The organism is Nocardioides sp. HB32, assembly GCF_054058995.1.
The window spans coordinates 1,694,796-1,716,768 of record NZ_JBSSBS010000001.1 but is presented as its reverse complement, the minus strand read 5'-3'; the positions used below and the strand labels follow the sequence as shown (position 1 = coordinate 1,716,768).

Below are 21,973 nucleotides of genomic sequence, written 5' to 3'. Positions count from 1 at the left end.
TCGGTCGGCGAAGGTGTGGTGGCACCGCGATCTAGCCCCCGCCCACACCTCCAGGGCTTTCGCCTACTGGAGGTACTCGTGCAACGCACACTCTGCTCAGACCTGCCCGCCGCCACACCCGGGGAGCCCGTCCGGCTGCAGGGCTGGGTCCACCGGCGCCGCGAGCTCGCCGCGCTGACGTTCCTGGTCGTCCGCGACCGCAGCGGCCTGGCCCAGGTCGTCGTCCGCGGCGGGGAGGTGCCGCCGGAGGAGACGACCGTCGAGGTGGTCGGCACGGCGACCGCGAACGCCCAGGCACCCGGCGGCATCGAGGTCACCGACCCCGTGATCACGCCGCTGACCGAGCCCGCGGCGACGCCGCCGATCGAGCTGTGGCGGCCGACGATCGCGGCCGGCCTGCCGACGATGCTCGACCACGCGCCGGTGACCTGGCGGCACCCCGTGCAACGGGCCCGTTGGGAGCTCGCCGCGGCGTCGGTGCGCGGCTTCCGGGCCACGCTGGACGCGGCCGGCTTCACCGAGATCCAGACGCCGAAGTTCGTGGCGTCCGCGACGGAGTCGGGCGCCAACGTGTTCGAGGTCGACTACTTCGGACGACCGGCGTACCTCGCCCAGAGCCCGCAGTTCTACAAGCAGCAGCTGGTCGGGGTGTTCGAGCGGGTCTACGAGGTGGGGCCGGTGTTCCGGGCCGAACCGCACGACACCGTCCGGCACCTCGCGGAGTACGTCTCGCTCGACGCCGAGCTCGGCTTCATCGAGGACCACCGCGACGTGCTGCGGGTGCTGCGCGACGTCGTCGCCGGCATGGTCGACGCCGTGCACGAGCTGGCCGGGCCCGCGGTCGAGCGGTCCGGCGCGCAGGTGCCGGTCGTGCCCGAGGAGATCCCGGTGCTGCACTTCCGCGACGCGTTGAGGATGGTCGGCGCGCCGGAGGACGAGCCCGACCTGGCGCCGGAGCACGAGCGCGCGCTCGGCTCCTGGGCGCTGGAGACGCACGGCAGCGACTTCGTCGCGGTCGAGGGCTACCCGATGGTGAAGCGGCCCTTCTACACGCACGCGCAGCCGGACGACCCCCGCTGGTCCAACAGCTTCGACCTGCTGTTCCGTGGGCTCGAGCTGGTGACGGGCGGCCAGCGCCTGCACCGACCCTCCGACTACCACGCGGCGATCCGGGCCCGCGGCGAGGACCCGGCGGCGTACGCGCCGTACCTGTCGGCGTTCGAGCACGGCATGCCACCGCACGGCGGCTTCGCGATCGGGCTGGAGCGCTGGACCGCGCGGCTGACCGGCGTCGCGAACATCCGGGAGGTGACCCTCTTCCCGCGCGACCTCCATAGGCTGACGCCGTGAACCTCGCGGAGGAGGGCGAACGGCTGTTGTCGTTCGCCCGGGCGTCGGCACACCCGGACGGCGGCTTCGGGTGGCTGTCGGACGACGGCCACCTGGAGCCGGAGCGGCCGGTGGAGCTGTGGATCACCTGCCGGATGACGCACGTCTTCGCGCTCGCCCACCTCCAGGGTCATCCCTGGGCGGGCGAGCTCGTCGACCACGGCGTGACCGCGCTGGCCGGACGGTTCCGCGACCCGGTCAACGGTGGGTGGTACGCCGTCGTCGACTCGTCCGGTCCGGTGACGCGGGGCAAGACGGCCTACGAGCACGCGTTCGTCGTGCTGGCCGCGTCGTCGGCCTCGGTGGCGGGCCGGCCGGGCGCGGACGCGCTGCTGGCGGACGCGCTGGACGTGCTGGACCGGCACTTCTGGGACGACGAGGCCGGGATGGTCGTCGAGGAGTGGGACGAGTCCTGGTCGGAGCTCGACGACTACCGCGGCGTGAACGCCAACATGCACACGGTCGAGGCCCTCCTCGCCGTCGGCGACGTGGCCCGCGCCGACCGGATCGTGACCCGGGTGGTGCACGGCTTCGCGCGGGGCAACGGCTGGCGGATCCCCGAGCACTTCGACAGCGCCTGGCAGCCGATCCCGGAGTACAACCGGGACCAGCCGGCGCACCCGTTCCGACCGTACGGCGCGACGATCGGCCACTGGTTCGAGTGGAGCCGGCTGACCCTCGTGCTGCGCGCCGCGCTCGGCGACCCGGCCCCGGAGTGGATGCTCGAGGACGCGGTGGCACTGTTCGACGCCGGCGTGCGGGAGGGCTGGGCGGTCGACGGCGCCGAGGGCTTCGTCTACACGGTCGACTGGGACGGCGCACCCGTCGTCCGCCAGCGGATGCACTGGGTCGTGACCGAGGCGCTGGCCGCGGCCGCGACCCTGCGGGCAGTCACCGGCGACGAGATGTACGCCATCTGCGAGCGGCAGTGGTGGGCGTACGCCGACCGCTACCTCGTCGACCGGGCGGGCGGCTCCTGGCACCACGAGCTGGCGCCGGACAACAGGCCGGCCGCGGGCACCTGGGCCGGCAAGCCGGACGTGTACCACGCGTTCCAGGCGACACTGGTGCCCTCGCTGCCGGTCTGGCCGGCGTTCGCCCGAGCGCTCAGTACGCGCAAGCGGGGGTGAACGCCGGGTCGGCCGGTCCGGGTCGCTCGAGCGCGTTCAGCACCCACTGGATCGCGGTGCGGCTCATCGGGATGAACACGTGCTCGGCGGAGTCGTCGGGGCAGGAGTCCTGGATCGTGACATTGGTGGTGCGCGGCCCCGCGGCGAGGAACGCCGAGGTGTAGGGCACCACGACCTCGTCGTACGTGGTCGAGATCTGGGTGTAGCTGACGTCGCCGGGAGTCTCGTCGCCGGCGTTCAGCTTCGTCAGGAACGGCGACCCGGCCGCCTGCTCGGTGCAGGCGGGGCAGGACGCGCCCGCCCACGGGTCGTTCGGGCTGCCGACGATCGACGTGCCGTGGTTGGACGGCGACAGGCCGACGAGGTCGTCGACGTGCTGCCGCCCGCCCAGGAACTTGATGTAGTAGCGCGGCATCATCCCGCCCTGCGAGTGGCCCACCATCGACACCTTCGCGGCGCCGGTCGCGTCGAGGACCTTGGTGACGAAGTCCTTCAGCTGCTGGGCCGACGCGGCGATCTCGCCGGTGCCGCGGTTGCCGTAGTCGAGCGAGTACACGCAGAAGCCCTCGGCGACCATGGCCGAGGACAGGTCGTCGAGCAGGCTCTTCTTGTCCCCGAAGGTGCCGTGCACGATGACGACCGGCTCGGGTCGCTCGGCGGTCGGCCTGCAGGACCAGTCGTTGGCGCCGGTCGGGTTGCCGAACGGGTTCGTCGGCAGCGGTACGACGGCCGCGCGAGCGGATGCGCTCAGGCCGACGACGGCGAGCAGCGAGACGAGCAGGGCGGGCAGCAGGCGTCGCATGACCCACCCAACGAGCCGGAGGTGCGGTCGGTCACGCGAGCGCGCGCGGACGGGGCAGCGTGCCGATCGCGAGGACGATCAGCACCAAGCCGAGCCCGAGCACGGCGTACCCCTGGACGTCCTGGCTGAGCAGGTAGTCGCCCTCGGGCCGGGGAAAGGCCAGCCAGCCCACCATCAGGTCCCACCCGGCCACGAACGCCAGCCGTGACCACCAGCCCGGCGGCAGCGCGACCACGGCGGCGAGCGTCGCCACGGCGGCGAGGACCAGGCCCCACCAGAGGTCGTGGAGCGCGACCGTCGCGACGCCGGTGGCGGCGCCGGCCAGGAGCAGGCCGACCGCCGCGAGGGGACGCACCGGTCAGAGCCCGGCGAACAGGTCGGTCTCGAGACCGTCCTCGTTGAGCTCGCCCTGCTGCCCCTTGGCGATCCGGAAGAACTCCAGGCCCCACGCCACGCTGCCGAGGTTGTTGGACAGCGCGAAGAACGGGCCGTCCATGGCGATCTGGGTCGCGTGGGCGCGCATCGCCGCGAGCTTCTGCTCCACGTGGTCGGTGGCGTCCACGACCGCGGCGAGGTCCTGGTCGGGGGTGACGAAGTGCGGCAGCGGGCCGTCGGGGTCCATGCCCTCGAACGACGTGGTGTCACCGGCGTCGCGGAGCGCCCGCAGGCCGGCCCGCATCCGGCTCTCCGACATGGCACCCCAGTAGATCTTCGCGATGTCCCAGGGCTCCCCCAGGTCCTTGCGGTACGACGGGACCGCGGCCAGCGCCGCGGCGTACGTCGCGACCCGGTGCGCCTGGATGTGGTCCGGGTGGCCGTAGCCGCCGAACTGGTCGTAGGTGACCAGCACCTGCGGGCGCACCTCGCGGATGACGGCGACCAGGTGGTTGGCGGCCTCGGTCAGGTCGGCGTTCCAGAAGGCGTTCTCGTGGATGTCGTCGGCAGGGACGGCGTGGCCGTCCTCGTGCCACTTCATCCCGGAGTCGCGGTAGGTGCCGAAGCCGCCGAGATAGCGGTGGTCGGTGACGCCCAGCTCCTTCATGGCGTCGGCCAGCTCGCCGCGACGGTGTTCACCGAGGCGATCGTCCTGGTCGGCGGCGAGGTGCGCGAGCTCGGGCACCAGGATCTCGCCCATCTCCCCGCCCGTGCAGGTGACGAGCGTGACGCCGCGTCCCTCCGCGGCGTACTTCGCCATCGTCGCGCCCTGGCCGATCGACTCGTCGTCGGGGTGGGCGTGCACGAGCAGGAGTCGCTGGTCAGCGGTCATGGTCTCGATCCTAGGGAGAGCTGAGAGATCCGGTCGAAGCGGGAAACGCCCGGAGTGGCCGAGTTCTTCCTGTGGACGGCCGGGTGCGCAGGGTCGGTCTACGAGCGCTTGATCCTTCGCGGCTGCGTCGGGAGCTCGAGCGGGGCCGGGGCCGGCTCCTCCTCGTCGTCGACATCCAGCCAGCCGTCGTGCTCGTCGACGAGCAGTTCCAGGACGAGCTCCGGGGCGTCGGTCAGCACCGCCCAGGGGTGGTCCTCGTCGTCGTCCTCGCCGGCCAGCCGCTCGCGCTGCAGGCGTGCGTCGTAGCCGTCGGCGACCAGCCGGGCCACCACCGCCCGGGCGTCGTCCTCGCCGAAGAAGATGCCGCGCACGGGGTCCATCATCCCAGCGGCACGTGCGCGAGGAACGGACGGTCGGGCTCCAACCAGTCCACGTCGTCGAGCTGGCCGGCGGCCAGCCACCGCACCTCGTCGTGCTCGTGGGGGTGCGGCTCCCCCGCGACCAGGTCTGCGACCGCCACCCTCAGCAGGTGCCGCTCGCCGATCGCGACCGCGCCCGGCAGCCAGGCGCGCACCGCGATCGTGCAACCGAGCTCCTCGGCGATCTCGCGCACCAGGGCCGCCTCGGGCGTCTCACCGGCCTCGACCTTGCCGCCCGGCAGCTCCCACCGGCCGGCCAGCGCCGGAGGCGCGCTGCGCCGCGCGGCGAGCACCCGCCCGTCGCGGACGATCGCTGCTCCCACGACGACGACCACCTGCCGGACGCTACCGTTCACGGGGTGCACCTGACCCGCACCGACGAGCTGGACGCCGAGGTCGACGCGCTCGCGGCGCGGTACGGCGGGCGGGTCGGCCTCGAGGCCGTGCTCGGCGACCTCGACCGGCGGCTCCGGCGTACCCTCGCGCCGGGCCTGGCCGTCCACCGCGCGTGGACGTGGGACCGCGCCGACCGCGCCGACCCCGAGTGGTGGCCGCAGGGCATCTCGGTGACCGGTCGCCAGGTCGCGGTGTCGTGGTACGCCAAGGCCGGCGGCGCGCGCCTGTCGTTCCTCGACGTCGGGGCGCTGCGCTACCGGCACGTCCAGCTGGTCCTCCCGACCGCGGACGGATGGACGCCCCTGCGCGTGCACGCCGGCGGGATCGCGTGGCACGGCACCCGGCTGTACGTCGCCGCCACGAAGTCGGGACTGTGGGTCTGCGACACCGCCGACGTCGTCCGGGGCCCCGACGGCTACCTGCTCCCCGTGCGGTCGCGCCTCAGGCCCTCCGAGCCGTTCCGCTTCTCGTTCGTCGGACACGACGGTGAGGGGCTCGTCCTCGGGGAGTACGACAGCGCCGGGGACCAGCGGCGCCTCGCGCGGGTCGGCCTCGACGGCGGCGAGGTGGAGATGGTGGTGGGCGGCGTCCAGCGCGCCCAGGGCGCGGTCCGCGTCGGCTTGGACTGGTACGTCACTGCCTCCCACGGCAAGCGACGACCCGGCTCGATCTGGAGCGGCCGTCCGGGAGCGCTCCGCGAGCACCGCTGGGCCGTCCCGATGGGCTGCGAGGACCTGGCCCACGACCCGCAGACCGACCTGCTGTGGACGGTCACGGAGCACCCGCACCGGCGCTGGATCGTCGCCGTACGCCGCCGCCGGGTCAGCTGAAAGCGGTCCGGACAGGCAAAAAAGCGCCACCGTGAGGTGGCGCTTGCTTACCCGGGGTTGCGGATCGGATGCCCTAGGGTGAGACAGGCGGTCCGGACCATTCTCGCGCAGCGGCAAACAGAGAATGGCCCGGACCGCGTCTGTGTGTCCCGACTTGTTGCTTCAGTTGTGCTCGGGGGGTGCGGGAGCAGCGCCCCCGGGAGAGCTGGCTCCGGGACAGTCACTCATCTGTCCCGGAGCCCGCCCGTTGACGATCAGCTCGTCACTTGACCGAGTCGGACGCCTTGTCCTTCTTGGTCAGGCTCGTGCCGGTGATCTTGACCGTGTACTTGGTCGACTTCTTGTTGCCGTTCTTGTCCTTGACCGAGAACTTGGCGTTGCCGCTGCTGCCCAGGGTCTTGGTGGCAACCTTCTTGCCGCCCACCCAGAGGGTGGCGGTGGCGCCGGCCGCGTCGCTGATCGCGTTCGCCGTGACCTTGTCCTTCTGGCCCTTCGACGAGGCGATCACCTTGAGACCGGCGTCCTCCTTGACGACGACCGGAGCCTCGACCGTGGTGGTCGCGGTGCCGACGTTCGACGAGGCCGGGAGGCCCTTGGCGCTGTTCGCCGGCGAGGACGAGGTCAGCTGGTCAGCCGCGGCGCCGAACTGCTCGCCGAAGCCCTGGACCTTGATGGTCACGTCGCCCTGGGCGCCCGCGTCGACGCGGACGTTCAGGTTGAGCTGACCCTGGGCGTTGGTGACCGCGTCGCTGTCCTGGAACTGCGCCGGGCCCGACACCTGGATGTTCAGGTCGGTGACCGGAACGTTGGCAACCGGGTTGCCGAACGCGTCGGTGACGACCGCGGTGAACGGGATCTGGGTGGTGCCGTTGTCGACCGTGGCGGGACCGGAGACGGTCACGTTGCGGGCCTTGGACTTGTCGACCTGCGAGGAGACGGTGAACTTCGCCGTCTCGGTGCGGTTCGCCGCGCTGGTGGTGACGGTCACGAGGCCGGCCTTGGTGCCGACGACGTGGTAGCCGGCCGGCAGGTTGCCGGTGCCGTCGAGGGTGACGGTGACCGAGGACTTGCCGTCGGACAGGTCCGTCTTGCCCGGCGCCAGGATGAGCGCACCGTTGTCGACCGAGATGGTCTCGGTGGAGTTCGGCTCGGCACCGGTGACACCCAGCGTCAGCCACTCAGCACCGGTGTCGGCCTTGGCGTCCGCCAGCGGCACCACGGTGTGCGTGGCCGGGTCGTACGTCGGGGACTCGGTGCTGTCGCCACCAATGCTGGTGACGAAGTTCGCACCCTGGCCGTCGGCCGTCCACTTGATGTGGGTCGAGCCGGTGGCGTCGGGGCTGTTCGAGAACTGGTCCGCGAAGTACATCAGGGCGACGGTGTCAGACTGGCCGTCGGTCGCCTTGGTGTCGGTCAGCGTGAAGGTGGTCGTGCCGTCGGCGTCGACCGGCTTCAGCGTCGGCGACGCGTCGGGGCCGTTGGGGGCACCGGTGCGCTGAACGCCGACGAAGCCCGAGGTGTACGGGTCACCGAACTGGTCGATCACGGTGACATCCACGTCAACGGAACCCTTGAGCTTGCCGAAGTACGGGTCCTGGCCGGCCACGACGTCGGTGGGCTGCGCCCGCTCGAAATCGATCCACTGGTTGAACGAGCCCGTGATGTTGATCCAGTCACCGGACTGGACCGAGAACTGGTCCGCGGTGATGGTCAGCGAGCCGTCGCCGTGGCTGTCGAGCACGGTGGAGACCGTCGTCGACTTCTTGCCGCCGAAGGTGACGTCGGTCGCGCCGCCGGTGTTGTTCTTGTCGCCGTCCACGTTCAGCGTGACGGTGCCACCGGGCGTGCTGCCCTTGATGTCGATGCGGATGCTGCCCTGGTCGACGCGGACCTGGGTGGTGCCGCCGTCGGTGCCGGCGCCGCCGTCGCCGAAGCCGTCCCAGTCGTCGGCGCCGGTGACGATGTCGACCTCATCCGCGGTGACCGTGGCCGCCGGGGTGACGTTGAGCGTCGCGGTGCCCTTGATGGTGGGCGTGTTGGCGTCGGTCAGGGTGATGGTGTGCGCACCGTTCGGCGTGCCGCCGGTGCTCTGCACGACGAAGCTGCGCGTGCCCATGTCGGCCTCGGCCGCGGTGATGGTCTGACCGGACTCGCTGGTCGTGACCGACGCGTGGTCGGTCGTGATCGCGATCGAGTCGCCGGCCGCGAGCTGGGTCGTGCGACCCGCGGAGTCCTTCAGCGTGGCGGTGTACTTGCCGCTGTCGATGCCCTGGGCCGTCGACTGGCTCGCCGGGGCGATGTCGATGGCCGCAAGAGCGCCGGAGGTGGTCATGCTGATCTGGGCACGTGCCTCGGACGCGTCGACGTCGACGGCCGGGCTGGCCGGGTTGTCCTCGTCCTCGTAGACGGCGAAGTTGGCGGTGTCGCCAGCCGAGGGCGTCGTGACCGAGACGTGCATCGTGATCTCGTCGAGGCCGTCGGTCGGGTCGCTGTCGCCGGCAGCCCCGTTGGCAACCAGCGTAGGCGTGCCGACAATCGAGGCGCTCTGGGAGGCCGTGTTCGGGTCACTCGACAGGGCGCTGTTCGCCAGCTCGAGCTTGGTGGGGTCGACGCCCTTGGTCTTGAGGACAACGACGCCGCCGATGGCGCCACCGTTGAGCGTCGGGCCGGTCGACGCGACGGCGATGCTGTCGCCCGCGACCGCGGAAGCCGAAGAGGCGAAGAACGGGAGGCCCGTTACCGCCAGTGCGGCGACGGCCGAACCGGCCAGTCCCCGCTTGATGCCGCTGCTGTTCATGCTGAAATTTCCTTCCGGAGTGAGTGAGCGGGGAAAATCCCCCAGCCCCTGTACATGAGGCCCGAGCCTCGTGTGTTCGGCACCCGTACGGATCCCGGCTGCCGAAGAGAAACCTAGGGTGTTGCCCGCGTCACGGAGTGGTTGTTGCAGCCCGCACCGAAACCTGCAATAAATGGACACCGGTGCCACATCCGTGGTTGGGAGGGGCGCCGTCGGATCGGGGGATCATGTCAGTGGAGACCACCTCGCCGCCGTCACGGCGGCGCGGGCGCCCGCAACGCCTCCCGGAGGATCCGCACCCGCTGTCCAGCGGGATCGTGGGCTGCGACCAGCGCGTGGCGTGGCTCCTGACCGTCGCCCGCGTCCTGGGTCCCGACCCCGACCTGGCCCGTCGTGACGGCTTCATCGCCGCGCTCAAGGAGCACGGCATCCCCGTGGACGCCTCGCGGGTCAGCCGGTGGGAGTCCGGGCTGCAGCCGCTGCCGAGCCGGGTCGCGGCGACGTACGAGGAGGTCCTCGGGCTCACCGAGGGGTCGCTCGTCGCGGTGGCCTCCGGGCTGCGGCGGTCGTTCGGGAGCGGGCCGACCCAGCGGGAGAACGTGGTCCGCGAGACCGAGATGTCCGACAGCGAGCTGAACCGGCTGATCGACATCAACGAGTCCGGCGCCGGGAACGGCGCACAATGGCTGCAGCTGGCCGACCACTTCAACCGGTTCGACCGGGTCTTCCTGCGCGAGGCCGACTGGACCGCGCTGTGCCGGCGGCTCGTGACTGAGCTCGGCTCGGCCGTCGGCACCAGCTACGTACGCCGCTACGAGGCCGCCGCAGCGTTCATCCGGCACCCGAACGCGCGCCGCCACCTGATCATGGCCGTCGGGCAGTTCGTGACCGACCCGGACACCCAGGTCGTGTCACCGGTGCTGAACCTGCTCAGCGAGGTGCCGGACCCGGCCGCTGCTGCCCTGACGCTGCGGATGCTGTCGGCGGACAGCGAGAACAAGTACCTCCGCCGGGCCGCGTCCTCGGTCGCCGCGACCAAGCTGGCCCGCGGGCACTTCGACGAGTCCGCCCTCCCCCGGCTCGAGTCGCACGTGCTCGGCGCGCTGCGCCGCGGCGAGTCGCTGGACGGCCGGCTGGACTCCTTCGACCTGGCGGTGCGACTCCCCGACGCGTCCTGGGAGCGGGTCACCGGCGGCCTGCGCACCCGGCGCGCACTCGCCCTGGTCGCCCAGGCCCGGTCGGGCGACGAGATGATCCCGGCGGCCCGGGCCGCGTCCGTGGTCGCGGACCTCGCACCCGCGGTGCAGGCCGACACGCCCCGGCACCAGGCGCAGGAGCCCGACCTGATGCTGCGGCGGCTGCTGCGCGAGGCACTGTTCCACTCCCACAAGCCGCGACGGCATCACGCGGCGCTGCTGATCGCGGCGACGCCGTACGCCCCCTCCGCCGCGCGGCACCTGCTCGAGCTCGCGGCCGACCCCAACGAGCTGCTCGCCGCCCGCGCCTGGACGGTCCTGATGCGCGTGGGCAACCACGACCTGCGCGACCAGGTCATGCAGCGCGCACTGGCGGACGAACGCCCCACGGTCCGCTCCCGCGCGCTGGTGAACGTCGGCCTGGACGGCGGGCTCTCCGGCGAGCAGTGCACCGCCCTCGCGGACCGGTACGCCGAGTCACGCTCGCTCGAGCGGCACGCGACGCTGTTCGCGCTCGGCATGGCCGGCGCTCCGCAGCTGGTCGAGCTCGCGAAGTCGGAGGACGGGGACACCGCGCGCGGCGCCGCGTGGTGGCTCGGCCAGGGACCGGCCATCCACGACGCCGACCTGAACTAACGCTCCGACGAGCGCGGCTGCCGGGCCAGCTGCCGGCTCTGCGCGACCAGACGACCGGCGGAGTCCCAGACCTCGCAGTCCTCCTCGAACATCCCGCCCGCCATGTTGCGGGTGGCGTGCCGGACCTTGAGCCACCCGGGGGCGGGCTTCGCGCGGACGTGCGCCGTGAGCTCCAGGGTCGGCGCCCACCCCATCATCCCGAGGTCGAAGGTCACCGGCGGCAGCGCGTCGACCACCATCAGCAGCGAGATCGGGTCGGGCTCGCGGCCGTCGACCAGCCGGAACCACGCGCTCAGCACGCCGGTGCCGCTCGGCTGGCCGACCGCCCAGCCGATGTGGTCCGGGTGGAAGCGCATGTCGAAGCGGTCCATGAGCGGCGCGATCGCGCGCACCTCCGGCGGCGCCATCGTGTTCGGCACGCACTGGTCCGGCGGCGGCATCGGGGGCTCCTCGGCCGTCGTCCGCACGTCGTCGCCCAGCCGGTCGAGGTCGCCGTACGTCGCGAGCGCGGTGATGCGGGTGTCGTCGCCCTGGCGCAGGTCGACCGCCGCGGTCGCGACGCTGCCGCCCTCGCGGCGCACGTCCACGTGCACGGTGGCCCTGCCCGGGGCCGCCGCGGACAGGTAGTACGCCGAGACCGCGAGCGGGTCCGGCTTGCCCGGGAACGTGTGCCGGAGCGCGTTGCCGGCGACGGCCAGCAGGTAGCCGCCGTTGACGCCGCCGCCGACCACCCAGCCCTCGGCGAGGTCGGCGTCCCAGGTGGCGTCGTCACGGCGGCTGATCGCGACGTGCTCGTCGAACTCGTGCTTCACGCGGCGACTCTAGAGTGACCGCCATGACGGACCGACGGCCCCGGTGGGTGTACGAGGCGGGCAGGGAGCCCGACCCTCGCTACAGCCTCGCCAACGAGCGGACCTTCCTCGCGTGGGTGCGCACGGCGCTCGCGATGATGGCCGGCGGCGTCGCGCTGCACGCGCTCGGCCTGCCGGACACCGACTGGGTGCGCGGGCTGCTCGCGGTGCTGCTCGTCGCGCTCGGCGGCGTGGTGACGCTGCTGGCCATGGTCCGCTGGGCGCGGGTCGAGCGCGCGATGCGGTCCCAGCAGCCGCTGCCGGCGTTCAGCCTCGGCTACCTGATGACCGGTGCGGTCGTCGTCGGCGCCGTCGTGCTCGCTCTCGCCTTTTTGTGACGGCAACCGGCTTCGGGTTCGCCGCGTCCGAGCACTAGGGTCGAGCGCTCCGCCTCGCTCCCAGTCGTCTCGAAAGAGTTGCCCCACATGCGCCGCCGACCGACCCAGACGACCATCGCCACGGCGCTCGGCGTGCTCCTCGCCGGGCTCGGCGCCGGCCTTGCACCGCTCGCCACGGCGTCGGGCGACGGGACCGCCGGCATCCGGCAGGCGTCGGCGACGACGGCGTACCGCTTCGTGGCCGCGCCGGACATCTTCAACCAGGACATCGGGGACGTGCGCGGGCAGGCCGGGTGGCAGCCCGGCGACCCGAACTCGTGGACGCCGCAGCTCGACGCCGCCGTCGACACGGTCCTCGACGAGATCGCCGGGCAGCACCCGCGGTCGCTGCTGGTCGCGGGCGACCTGGTCGAGGGCCACTGGGGCCGCGACGACATGGGGACGGGCATCTTCGGGCCGACCGGCACCGTCGCCGAGCGGGCCGCCAACCTGCGCCGCGCCGGCGAGTTCTACCACGGCCAGAACGCGCAGAGGTTCGCCGCGCACGGCCTCGACCTGTACCCCGCGGTCGGCGACCACGACCTCGGCGACAACCCGTGGGACGGCACGTCGGCGCGGCTGCGGTTCAAGCGCCACCACGCCGGCCTGTTCCGCTCGGTGTTCGCGCAGGCCTACGACACCGCCCGATTCGCGAACCGCCCGTTCGGGACCCAGTGGCAGGACACGGCGTACGCCACCCAGCTCAGCCCGGACATCCTCCTGGTCAGCCTCGACGTCTTCCACGTGACCCGGAGCGGCGTACGCAACGAGGTCGTCGGCGGGCAGCTGGCGTGGCTGGAGGGCGTCCTCGCCGACGCCCGCGAGCGCGGCGTCCCGTGGGTGGTCGTGCAGGGCCACGTGCCCGTGCTGGAGCCGGTGCGGGTCCGCAACAGCTCCGGGCTGTCGCTCCTCGGCGGCGAGGACTCGCCGCTCTGGCGCACGCTGTCGCGGTACGGCGTCGACCTCTACCTGTGCGGCGAGGTGCACGACACCTCGATGCGGCAGGCCGGCGGGGTCACCCAGATCGCGACCGGGACACCGATCTACCTGCGACGGGCCAGCTACCTGACCGCCGACGTGTACGCCGACCGGATGGACCTCACCGTCCACGAGTTCGCGGGCGTACTGACGTCCGCGCACCCGATCTGGCAGGGCAGCAACCTCAAGACGCAGGGCGACCTCTCCTACCCGAGCGCCAGCAGCGTGGTCGCAACGATGACGCTGACCGCCGCCGGGCAGGCGGTCGCGCCGACCGGCAAGCTGGCGCCGTACGCCGGCTGACTGGTGTCACGCGGGCGACGTCAGGCCAGCGCCTGGGCCGCCCGGGCGAGGTCGTCGACACCCCGGGCCAGCTCGTCGGGACGATCGGTCGCCAGGTCGAGGTGGAAGCCGTAGAGGGCGGAGTCGACGAGGGTGACGACCCGGGCGACCCGGCGGGGCGTGGCGCCGCTGCGGACCAAGTACTCCCGCAGCGTCTCCGCCCAGCGCTCGTTGCTGGCCCGGGCCTCGCTGAGGTACGGCTCGCTGCCGAACAGACCGGTGGCAGCCGCCTGGACGTACACGTCGAGGCAGCTGTCGAGCGGCTCCTCGCCGTACGCCACCCAGAGACGGTTGACCGCCGACCGCACCGAGGGCGCCGCGGGCAGCGCCCGGACGCACGCCGTCGCGCGGTCGCTGGCCCGGGCGACCACGGCGGAGACGAGCGCGTCCCGGCTGCCGAAGTGGTAGATCAGCATCCGGTCGCTGGTGCCGATCGCGGCTGCCAGGGGGCGGAGGGTGAGACCGATCAGCCCCTGCGCGAGGACGTGGTCGGTGACCTGGTCCAGCAGCTCCTCACGACGGCCCATACCGACAGCGTAGCGAGTGCTACAGTCGTAGCGACTGCTACACGAGGAGGACGACGTGCTGGCCGGCGTACTGCTGATGGTCGCGATCGGCGTCGAGGTCGTGTCGACCGCGCTGCTGCCGAAGGCTGACGGGTTCACCAACCCGCTCTGGAGCGCGGTCGTGCTCGTCGGGTACGGCGTCTCGATCTGGCTGCTCACCGTCGTGGTGCGGACGATGCCGGTGTCGGTCGCCTACGCGATCTGGTCCGGGGTCGGCACCGCCATCGTCGCCGTGGTCGGGTACGCCTTCCTCGGCGAGCAGCTCGGCTGGTTGAAGGTGCTCTCGCTCGCGATGATCGTGGTGGGCGTCATCGGGCTGAACCTGGCCGGCGCGCACTGAGGCGCGCGCGACCGTCGGGATCCCCGGCTCGCCGGGGATCCCGGCACTTTTCGGCCGTTGCAATGACCGATAAGCGACGGCAATGACCGCCAAGCGGACATCCTGCCTCCGAGTCCGGGTCGGTTGTCCACAGGCCGGGAAGCGGGCAGCGTGCCGACGCCCGGACCCGGGCATCGAACCGTCATGAAAGAACTGGATCCTGACGATCCCCGCCGGACGCCCATCCACCTCCGGAGGGAGCTCCTGGCGCAGGGTCTCAACGACCGGGCGATCAGTCGCATGCTCCGACGCAAGGAGATCGCACGAGTCCGTCGCGGCGCCTTCGCCGCTCATGACGCGTGGGCGACCCTCGACACCGTCGGTCGCCATGGCCTGCTCGTCCGCGCTGCGATCAAGCAGGCGAGAACCGAGGTCGTCGCGTCACACGGCTCGGCGCTCCCGGAATGGAACGCGCCGACCTGGGGCTTCGACCTGACCCTTGCGCACCTCACGAGGACCGATGGCAAGTCCGGGCGCAAGGAGGCGGGCGTCAACCAGCACAGCGGAGCACTGCTTCCCGGCGACTACCTCGTGCGCAACGGCATCCTGGTGACGAGTCCGACCAGGACTGCACTGGACGTCACGACGGTCGCTCCGACCGAGTCCGCGCTCGCGGCCGTGTGCTACTTCCTCCACCACGGATTGACGACCAAGGAGCTCCTCGGTGAGCGTTACCGCGCGGACGGTGGCGGGGCGGGGATGGCGAACTGGCCGTACTCCTTGTCGACGGACCTGGTCCTACGCCTTGCCGACCCGCGCGTCGAGTCGGTGCTCGAGGCACGTGGCCTCTACTTCTGCTTCCAGCAGAGCCTTCCGGCGCCCGAGCTGCAGCTCGAGATCCACGACAACGGTCGCGTCGTCGCCCGACTGGACTTCGCCTGGCCGGACTACGGCATCTGGGCCGAGTTCGACGGGAACATCAAGTACACCGACTTCCGGCGGCCCGGAGAGTCGGTGGCGGAGTTCGTCCTTCGGGAGAAGAGGAGACAGGACCGCGTCAGTGAGCTCACGGGCTGGCGCTGCATCCGGATCACCTGGGCCGACCTCGCGCAGCCCGAGCTCCTCGCCGCGCGCATCCGTCGGATGCTGGCCAACTCCGCAAGGGTCAGCTGAGGCCGGCCGACCAGGACCTTCCCGGGCACTCCTGTCGCTTATGGGCCGTTGCAACGCCCCACAAGCGCCGGAATCCCCGGCTCACCGGGGATCCATCCACCGGGCCGCCTCACACCGCGCCGGCCGCCGCCCGACCGGCAGTACGGCCGGAGAACAGGCAGCCGCCGAGGAAGGTGCCCTCGAGCGCGTTGTAGCCCATCATCCCGCCGCCTCCGAAGCCGTTGACCTCGCCCGCGGCGTAGAGACCGGGCAGCGGGTCGCCGGTCGCGGTCAGGCAGCGGCCGTCGAGGTCGGTCTCCAGCCCCCCGAGCGTCTTGCGGGTCAGCACGTTGAGGCGTACGGCGATGAGCGGGCCCGCCTTCGGGTCGAGCAGCTTGTGCGGCGTCGCCACGCGGATCAGCTTGTCGCCGCGGTACTTCCGGGCGCCCCGGATCGCGGTGATCTGCGCGTCCTTGCTGAACTCGTTGTCGATCTCGCGGTCCCGCTGCTCGATCAGGTCGCGCAGCTCGGTCTCGACGATCAGCGGCTCGTCGCCGACCCGGTTCATCCCCTGCACCAGCTCGGTGAGGGTGCCGGCGACGACGAAGTCCTCGCCGTGCTGCTTGAAGGCCTCGATCGGCGCGGGCGCGCCCGCCTTCACCCGGGACAGCAGGAGCTTGATGTCCTTGCCGGTCAGGTCCGGGTTCTGCTCCGAGCCCGAGAGCGCGAACTCCTTCTCGATGATCTTCTGGGTCAGCACGAACCACGAGTAGTCGTAGCCGGTCCCGCGCAGGTGCGTGAGCGTGCCGAGGGTGTCGAAGCCGGGGAAGTTCGGCGCCGGCAGACGCTTGCCGGTCGCGTCGAGCCAGAGGGAGGACGGTCCGGGGAGGATCCGGATGCCGTGGTTCTCCCAGATCGGGTCCCAGTTGCGCAGGCCCTCGACGTAGTGCCACATCCGGTCCGGGTTGATCACCCGGGCGCCGGCGGCCTCGGTGATGCCGAGCATCCGGCCGTCGACGTGCGCCGGTACGCCGGCGACCATCGTCCGCGGCGGCGACCCCAGCCGGGCCGGCCAGGTCTTGCGGACCAGGTCGTGGTTGCCCCCGATGCCGCCGCTCGTGACGATCACGGCCTGCGCCCGCAGCTCGAAGTCCTCGACCTCGACCCGGCTGCTGGCCCTGCCCCGCTCGACGCCGCTGGGCTCGAGGGTCCTGCCGCGCACGCCGACCACGGTCCCGCCCTCGAGCACCAGGTCGTCGACGCGGTGGCGGAACGCGAAGCGGAGGCGGCCGGAGGCCGCGTGCTCACGACAGCGGCGCTCGAACGGCGCGACGACACCGGGACCCGTGCCCCAGGTGATGTGGAAGCGCGGCACCGAGTTGCCGTGGCCGTCGGCACGGCCGTCGCCGCGCTCGGCCCAGCCGACGACGGGGAACACCCGGTGGCCCATCCCGCGGAGCCAGGAGCGCTTCTCGCCGGCGGCGAAGTCGACGTACGCCTCGGCCCAGCGGCGCGGCCACCGGTCCTCGTCGCGGTCGAACTGCGCACTGCCCAGCCAGTCCTGCATGGCCAGCTCTCGGGAGTCCTTGATGCCCATCCGCCGCTGCTCGGGACTGTCCACGAGGAACAGGCCGCCGAGGCTCCAGAAGGCCTGGCCACCCAGCGACTGCTCGGGCTCCTGGTCCAGCACGACGACGCGCCTGCCGGCGTCGGCGACCTCGGCCGCGGCGGCGAGACCGGCGAGCCCGGCCCCGACGACGATCACATCGGTGTCCACGAGCGCGCATCCTCGCACGGCGTCATGATCCGGACTTTCGGACGTCCCAGGTCTGGACCAGTTTCAACAACTTGCTGCCAACATCTGCCACAGCAGTCACACTCGGCAGGCGGGAGCAGCAGATTGGGAGGGCTGCACTCCGGCACGGCACCACTCGGGAGGGAAGAAAATGGGCAGGGAGACCGTCGCTCGGACGCGGGCTGCCTTGTCGGTGCTCGTCGTCACGGCGGACACCGGAGGCGGAGCCGCTGCCACGGCAGTCAGGGCAGCAGCCGCAGAGCTGCTCGCTACCCACGCGCTCACCCTCCCCTCGGCGCTCGCGACCCTCGCCACCGAGAGCTTCGACTGCGTGCTCGTCGACACCACGGTGCCCGACCTGGCCGCGGCCGAGGTCGCCCGTGCCGTCCGCGCCCGGTGCGGAACCGCGGCGCTCGTGGTCGCCCATGCCGACGCCCTCCCGGGCGCCACCGGCCTCGACGAGGTCGCCGACCTGGTGCTCGGCCCCCAGGACCTCGGGGGCGACTGGCTCCGTCTGGTCCGTCAGACCGCCGAGAACGCCCGGCTGCGCCGGGAGCTCGCCGCCGCCGAGTCCTCGGCAGCGCAGCTGGCCGGCGTGGTCGACTCGATGACCGACGCGGTGTTCACCGTCAGCGCCGGCGGCGAGGTCACCAGCTGGAACCGCGCAGCCGCCGCACTGTACGGCTACACCGCCGAGGAGATCCTCGGCCGCGACGTCGCGCTCCTGCACCCGCCCGGCTCCGACGAGCCACGCCGCCTGCTCGCGGTCGCGCAGCGCGGCGAGGCCGTCCGTGGACACGACACGGTCCGGCGCTGCCGGGACGGCCAGCTCGCCGAGGTCACGCTCGACGCGACCGCACACGCCGACGGCATCATCGTCGTCGGTCGCGACATCAGCGGCCGTCGCGAGCTCGAGGCGGAGCTGGTCCGCCAGACCATGCACGACGCGCTGACCGGCCTGCCGAACCGCGCGTACCTCGCCTACCGCCTCGCCCAGTCCCTCGGAGAGGCACGGCGGATCGGCACGCCGGTCGCGGTGCTCGTGGCGGACCTCGACCAGTTCCGGGCGGTCGACGACCTGCACGGCCACGTGGTCGGCGACCGGGTGCTCGTGGAGGTCGCCGAGCGGCTGCGCGCGATGGTCCGGCCGACCGACATCGTGGCGCGCTCCGGAGGCGACGAGTTCGTGATCGTCTCCCCCGGCACCGACGTCGCCGCGGCCGCCAAGCTCGCCCGGAACGTCATCGACGTGATCGCCGAGCCGATCGACGTCGAGCACCGCGCGCTCCGGATCGGAGCCAGCGTCGGCATCGCCGTCTCGCCTCCCCTCGACGGCGACGCCAGCACGTTGCTCAAGCACGCCGACGTCGCGATGTACGAGGCCAAGGCCCGGGGGCGCTCGCGCAGCCAGGTCTTCGACGCCACGTTCGCCCGTCGGGCCGGCGAGCAGCGGCGGCTCGCGGCCGAGCTGCGGGAGGCGCTCGCCCACGACCTGCTCGACGTGCACTACCAGCCGGTCTTCGACCTCACCTCCGAGCGGATCGTCGGCGTCGAGGCGCTGGCCCGCTGGCAGCACCCCTCCGGCAGCGCGGTGTCGCCCGCGACGTTCGTGCCGCTGGCCGAGGCGCACGGCTTCATCGCTGACCTGGACCGCTGGGTGCTCGACCGCGCCTGTCTGGACATCGCGATGGCACGGGACACCGGAGACCTGGCGGAGGACGTCCGGGTCGCGGTGAACCTCTCGGCCCGCTCCCTCGACGACAGCCGGCTGGTGGCCACGGTCGCCGACGCCCTGCACCGCTCGGGCCTGCCGGCGCAGTCCCTGGTCCTGGAGGTCACCGAGACGGCGGTGCTCCAGAACCGCGACGCGGCCCGCGCCTCGCTCGAGGGCCTGCGGGCGCTCGGCGCGGGCGTGCACCTCGACGACTTCGGCACCGGCTACTCCTCGCTCAGCTTCCTTCGCGAGCTGCCGGTGACCGGCGTGAAGATCGACCGGTCGTTCGTGCGCGACGCCGTCGACCGGCCCGAGGATCTCGCGATCACCGAGGCGATCGTCCGCCTCGCGCGCGGCCTCGGCCTGGAGACGGTCGCCGAGGGCATCGAGACCGTGGAGCAGCGTGACCTGCTGCGCCGGCTCGGGTGCGCCACCGCCCAGGGCTTCTGGTGGAGCGGCGCGGTCCCCCTCTACGACCTTCCCGGAGCCGGAGCCGCCCGCGCGGCGAAGCGGTCCGAGCGCCGCGCCGTCGCCGCACCGCGGCCCTGGAACGTCACGCGCCGCCCGCTCGACCCGGCCGGCGGACGGTCCGCGTGCTGCTTGCGCGGGGGTCTCGAGGCCGGGCAGGGGTGGATCGTCGTCACCAGCCCGAGCCGGCGCGCCGAGTTCGTTCGCTCGCTCGGTGGGCTGCACGCCGCCGCCGTCGCCCGAGGGCAGCTGGTCGAGCTGGACGCCTACGACACGCTCCGCGCCGTCACCGGCCCGGACGGCCGGCTCGACACGACCCGCTTCGAGCAGGTGGTCGGGAGTGCGCTGCGCAAGGTCAGCGCGGTCACGGGCGAGGTCGGCATCCACGCCGAGCTCGGGCACGTGACGCAGCCGCTGCTGAGCCTGCGCGTCTCCACCGACCTGCGCCGTCGGCTGCACGCCGAGTCGGAGCTCAGCCTCGAGTACGGCGACCACCCGGCCGACTGCGCCGCGCACGGTGGCCAGGTCGCGCACCAGGTCGAGCTCGGCGACGCCTCGGCCTCCTGAGCGGAGCGTCAGGCGAGGCCCACCCGGCCGCCGCCGGACTGCTTGGCGCGGTACATCGCCTCGTCGGCCCGGCGTACGACCTCGTCGAAGGAGTACGGCGGGGCCAGCGCGACCCCGACGCTGATGCTGACCCGGTGGTCCGCACCGTCGACCACGACCGGCGGCGCGAACGCCGCGAGGATGCGCTCGGCGATCACCTCCGCCTCCTCGGCGCCGGTGTCCTCGCAGATGACCGCGAACTCGTCACCGCCGAGCCGGCTGACGGTGTCGGTCGCACGGATCGAGGCGAGCAGCCGGGACCCGATCTCGCGCAGCACACTGTCGCCGGTCTCGTGGCTGAAGCCGTCGTTGACGAGCTTGAACCGGTCCACGTCGATGAACAGCACGGCGGTGCCGCGACCGGGGCTGCGCTCGTGGCGGGCCGCGGCGGTCTCCAGCCGGTCGGTGAACAGGTAGCGGTTCGGCAGCCCGGTGAGCGGGTCATTCAGCGCGCGGCTGCGCAGCACGCTCTCGGCGTGCCGGGCATCGGTGACGTCGGCGACCGAGACGAGCACGCCGAGCCGGTCGTTGCGGCTGTTCAGCGGCCGGCGGGACACCCGGAGGATGCGCTCGTCCCCGTCGGGGCGGCGGTAGACGACCTCGTGCACCTCGATGACGCCGTCGGTGTCGACCCGCGCCTCGCCGTGCAGGCCGAGCAGCCGGACCGGGTCCTCGCCCGACAGGAGCTCGACGGGACGGCCGAGCACGTCGGCGGCGGTCTCGTTCGCGAAGATCACCAGGCCGTCCGGCGAGGTCGCCAGGATGCCTTCCTGGGTGCTCTCGACCATCGCGCGGTGCAGCGCCTCGGACAGCCGGAGCGCCTCCTCGGACTGGACCCGCTCGGTGACGTCGCGCAGGTTCGCGACGTACCCCTGCACGTCGGGGTCGGCCAGGCAGTTGGTCGCCGTCACCTCGACCGAGCGCCACTGCCCGCCGCCGTCGCGGACCCGGACCACGACGTCCCGGCTGCGCCGCGGATCCTCGTGGAGCCGCTCGAGCATCTCCACGACCGCACCGGTGTCCCCGGGGTGGACGTACTCCCAGCTCAGGTGGTGGAGGAGGTCGTCGCGCTCGTAGCCGAGCATCCGGGTGACCGCGCCCGCGACGAAGGTGATCGTCAGGTCGCCGTCCAGCACGACCGCGGTGTCCCACGCCCGCAGGCTGAGCACCTCGGTCAGCTCGAGCTGGCTCTCGTCGTCCGCGCCGGCCCAGGCCGCGATGGCGTACGGCGTGCCGTTCGGCTCGCGGAGCAGGCTGGCGTCGAGCAGCAGGTTGAGGTCGCCACCTTCCGCGTCCCGGAAGAGACCGTGGTAGCTGATCGAGTCGATCTCGCCGGCGCGCAGCCGGGCGAGGCGCGCGACGACGTTGTCGGCGTCGACCGGGTCGACGAGGTCCAGGAGGTCGCAGTCGGCGAACCAGCCCTCGCCGTGGCCGAACAGCTCGCACCACGCCGGGTTGACGGACTCCAGGTGTCCGCTGAGGTCGAGGATCGCCTGCGGAGTGGTCGCCTGGTCGAAGTGCGCGCGGGACATCTCCAGTGCCTGCGCCAGCTCGCGCTGCTCGCTGAGCTGGGCGCTGACGTCGCGGAGCACCGCGATCACACCGATGGCGCCGCCGGGGCCGTGGACCGGACCGAGGGTGAGCTGGGCCTTGAACGAGGAGCCGTCGCGACGGACGACGCCCTCGACGAACGGCTCCACCCGCTCGCCCGCGAGCAGCCGCTGCATGGCCGCGTCGCGCAGCTCCCCGCCCTCGGGCGGGAACAGCATCGCGAGCTCCCTGCCCGCGAGGTCCTCGGCACGCCAGCCGAGGACGCTCTCCGTCGCCGGACTCGCCCACCGGATCGTGCCGTCGGCGTCGACCGAGAGGATGCAGTCGTGCAGGGTGGCCGCGATGCTCGCGAGCAGCTGCCCCTGGTCGATTTCCCGCATGTGCCCCCCACG

19 protein-coding genes are annotated in these 21,973 nt (G+C 72.4%); 9 read left to right on the top strand and 10 right to left on the bottom strand.

Annotated features, from left to right (window positions below; genetic code table 11):
• The first annotated feature begins 78 nt into the window (after window positions 1–78).
• Together aspS and ACVW2K_RS08650 are read left to right on the top strand one after the other, a co-directional pair.
• A complete protein-coding gene (aspS, locus tag ACVW2K_RS08655) occupies window positions 79–1,350 on the top strand; it encodes an aspartate--tRNA(Asn) ligase (protein ID WP_457202240.1) in 1,272 nt (423 codons plus the stop codon).
• Window positions 1,347–2,519 (top strand): AGE family epimerase/isomerase, encoded by a 1,173-nt coding sequence (locus tag ACVW2K_RS08650; RefSeq protein WP_457202239.1) that lies wholly within the window; start codon window positions 1,347–1,349, stop codon window positions 2,517–2,519. Before aspS ends, ACVW2K_RS08650 begins: the two co-directional genes overlap by 4 nt.
• Here the strand turns inward: ACVW2K_RS08650 and ACVW2K_RS08645 are convergent.
• The 5 genes from ACVW2K_RS08645 to ACVW2K_RS08625 all read right to left on the bottom strand — a co-directional run bounded on the left by ACVW2K_RS08645 (window position 2,497) and on the right by ACVW2K_RS08625 (window position 5,363).
• Window positions 2,497–3,321 (bottom strand): esterase/lipase family protein, encoded by an 825-nt coding sequence (locus tag ACVW2K_RS08645; RefSeq protein ID WP_457202238.1) that lies wholly within the window; start codon window positions 3,319–3,321, stop codon window positions 2,497–2,499. The genes ACVW2K_RS08650 and ACVW2K_RS08645 overlap by 23 nt on opposite strands.
• Window positions 3,322–3,352: 31 nt before the next feature.
• Window positions 3,353–3,676: a hypothetical protein gene (locus ACVW2K_RS08640; RefSeq protein WP_457202237.1), complete on the bottom strand. Its 324-nt coding sequence runs from the start codon at window positions 3,674–3,676 to the stop codon at window positions 3,353–3,355.
• Between the two features lie 3 nt (window positions 3,677–3,679).
• A complete protein-coding gene (gene mshB / locus ACVW2K_RS08635) occupies window positions 3,680–4,588 on the bottom strand; it encodes an N-acetyl-1-D-myo-inositol-2-amino-2-deoxy-alpha-D-glucopyranoside deacetylase (protein ID WP_457202236.1) in 909 nt (302 codons plus the stop codon).
• A 98-nt stretch (window positions 4,589–4,686) separates the two neighbouring features.
• Window positions 4,687–4,959, bottom strand: coding sequence for a hypothetical protein (locus tag ACVW2K_RS08630; RefSeq protein WP_028639085.1), 273 nt, complete (start codon window positions 4,957–4,959; stop codon window positions 4,687–4,689).
• An 8-nt stretch (window positions 4,960–4,967) separates the two neighbouring features.
• Window positions 4,968–5,363 carry a (deoxy)nucleoside triphosphate pyrophosphohydrolase gene (locus ACVW2K_RS08625; RefSeq protein ID WP_457202235.1) on the bottom strand — a complete coding sequence of 132 codons (396 nt, stop codon included), beginning with the start codon at window positions 5,361–5,363 and terminating at the stop codon, window positions 4,968–4,970.
• Window positions 5,364–5,366: 3 nt separating this feature from the next.
• Between ACVW2K_RS08625 and ACVW2K_RS08620 the strand changes: the two genes are divergently transcribed.
• The gene (locus ACVW2K_RS08620; protein WP_457202234.1) at window positions 5,367–6,233 is read left to right on the top strand and encodes a hypothetical protein; all 867 of its coding nucleotides are present in this window, start codon (window positions 5,367–5,369) and stop codon (window positions 6,231–6,233) included.
• 262 nt (window positions 6,234–6,495) lie between these two features.
• On the opposite strand, the gene ACVW2K_RS08615 is transcribed toward ACVW2K_RS08620, so the two are convergent.
• Complete coding sequence (locus ACVW2K_RS08615) at window positions 6,496–9,030, bottom strand: hypothetical protein (RefSeq protein WP_457202233.1); 2,535 nt, start codon at window positions 9,028–9,030, stop codon at window positions 6,496–6,498.
• A gap of 227 nt (window positions 9,031–9,257) precedes the next feature.
• On the opposite strand from ACVW2K_RS08615, the gene ACVW2K_RS08610 reads away from it, so the two are divergent.
• Window positions 9,258–10,862 carry a hypothetical protein gene (locus tag ACVW2K_RS08610; RefSeq protein WP_457202232.1) on the top strand — a complete coding sequence of 535 codons (1,605 nt, stop codon included), beginning with the start codon at window positions 9,258–9,260 and terminating at the stop codon, window positions 10,860–10,862.
• Here the strand turns inward: ACVW2K_RS08610 and ACVW2K_RS08605 are convergent.
• Window positions 10,859–11,674 carry a thioesterase family protein gene (locus ACVW2K_RS08605; protein WP_457202231.1) on the bottom strand — a complete coding sequence of 272 codons (816 nt, stop codon included), beginning with the start codon at window positions 11,672–11,674 and terminating at the stop codon, window positions 10,859–10,861. The two genes, ACVW2K_RS08610 and ACVW2K_RS08605, sit on opposite strands and share 4 nt — an antisense overlap.
• A gap of 23 nt (window positions 11,675–11,697) precedes the next feature.
• Between ACVW2K_RS08605 and ACVW2K_RS08600 the strand changes: the two genes are divergently transcribed.
• Both ACVW2K_RS08600 and ACVW2K_RS08595 read left to right on the top strand, forming a co-directional pair.
• Window positions 11,698–12,051, top strand: coding sequence for a YidH family protein (locus ACVW2K_RS08600; RefSeq protein ID WP_457202230.1), 354 nt, complete (start codon window positions 11,698–11,700; stop codon window positions 12,049–12,051).
• Window positions 12,052–12,138: 87 nt separating this feature from the next.
• On the top strand, window positions 12,139–13,371 hold the full coding sequence (locus ACVW2K_RS08595; RefSeq protein WP_457202229.1) for a metallophosphoesterase family protein: 1,233 nt from the start codon (window positions 12,139–12,141) through the stop codon (window positions 13,369–13,371).
• Window positions 13,372–13,391: 20 nt separating this feature from the next.
• Here ACVW2K_RS08595 and ACVW2K_RS08590 read toward each other — a convergent pair whose 3' ends face one another.
• Window positions 13,392–13,937 (bottom strand): TetR family transcriptional regulator, encoded by a 546-nt coding sequence (locus ACVW2K_RS08590; RefSeq protein WP_457202228.1) that lies wholly within the window; start codon window positions 13,935–13,937, stop codon window positions 13,392–13,394.
• Window positions 13,938–13,992: 55 nt separating this feature from the next.
• On the opposite strand from ACVW2K_RS08590, the gene ACVW2K_RS08585 reads away from it, so the two are divergent.
• Window positions 13,993–14,316, top strand: coding sequence for a DMT family transporter (locus ACVW2K_RS08585; protein WP_457202227.1), 324 nt, complete (start codon window positions 13,993–13,995; stop codon window positions 14,314–14,316).
• Window positions 14,317–14,595: 279 nt separating this feature from the next.
• Window positions 14,596–15,468: a hypothetical protein gene (locus ACVW2K_RS08580; RefSeq protein ID WP_457202226.1), complete on the top strand. Its 873-nt coding sequence runs from the start codon at window positions 14,596–14,598 to the stop codon at window positions 15,466–15,468.
• Window positions 15,469–15,577: 109 nt separating this feature from the next.
• Here the strand turns inward: ACVW2K_RS08580 and ACVW2K_RS08575 are convergent, their stop codons facing one another.
• On the bottom strand, window positions 15,578–17,224 hold the full coding sequence (locus tag ACVW2K_RS08575; protein ID WP_457202225.1) for an FAD-binding dehydrogenase: 1,647 nt from the start codon (window positions 17,222–17,224) through the stop codon (window positions 15,578–15,580).
• Between the two features lie 211 nt (window positions 17,225–17,435).
• On the opposite strand from ACVW2K_RS08575, the gene ACVW2K_RS08570 reads away from it, so the two are divergent.
• Window positions 17,436–19,991 carry a putative bifunctional diguanylate cyclase/phosphodiesterase gene (locus tag ACVW2K_RS08570; protein ID WP_457204055.1) on the top strand — a complete coding sequence of 852 codons (2,556 nt, stop codon included), beginning with the start codon at window positions 17,436–17,438 and terminating at the stop codon, window positions 19,989–19,991.
• A gap of 8 nt (window positions 19,992–19,999) precedes the next feature.
• Here ACVW2K_RS08570 and ACVW2K_RS08565 read toward each other — a convergent pair whose 3' ends face one another.
• Complete coding sequence (locus ACVW2K_RS08565) at window positions 20,000–21,961, bottom strand: PAS domain S-box protein (RefSeq protein ID WP_457202224.1); 1,962 nt, start codon at window positions 21,959–21,961, stop codon at window positions 20,000–20,002.
• Window positions 21,962–21,973: the final 12 nt, after the last annotated feature.

Excerpts from the sequence above, each read along its gene's own strand:
- ACVW2K_RS08565 (WP_457202224.1), bottom strand. The coding sequence starts at position 21,961 with ATGCGGGAAATCGACCAGGGGCAGCTGCTCGCGAGCATCGCGGCCACC.
- ACVW2K_RS08580 (WP_457202226.1), top strand. The coding sequence starts at position 14,596 with ATGCTCCGACGCAAGGAGATCGCACGAGTCCGTCGCGGCGCCTTCGCC.
- ACVW2K_RS08600 (WP_457202230.1), top strand. The coding sequence starts at position 11,698 with ATGACGGACCGACGGCCCCGGTGGGTGTACGAGGCGGGCAGGGAGCCC.
- ACVW2K_RS08645 (WP_457202238.1), bottom strand. The coding sequence starts at position 3,321 with ATGCGACGCCTGCTGCCCGCCCTGCTCGTCTCGCTGCTCGCCGTCGTC.
- ACVW2K_RS08595 (WP_457202229.1), top strand. The coding sequence starts at position 12,139 with ATGCGCCGCCGACCGACCCAGACGACCATCGCCACGGCGCTCGGCGTG.
- ACVW2K_RS08615 (WP_457202233.1), bottom strand. The coding sequence starts at position 9,030 with ATGAACAGCAGCGGCATCAAGCGGGGACTGGCCGGTTCGGCCGTCGCC.
- mshB (WP_457202236.1), bottom strand. The coding sequence starts at position 4,588 with ATGACCGCTGACCAGCGACTCCTGCTCGTGCACGCCCACCCCGACGAC.
- ACVW2K_RS08610 (WP_457202232.1), top strand. The coding sequence starts at position 9,258 with ATGTCAGTGGAGACCACCTCGCCGCCGTCACGGCGGCGCGGGCGCCCG.
- ACVW2K_RS08590 (WP_457202228.1), bottom strand. The coding sequence starts at position 13,937 with ATGGGCCGTCGTGAGGAGCTGCTGGACCAGGTCACCGACCACGTCCTC.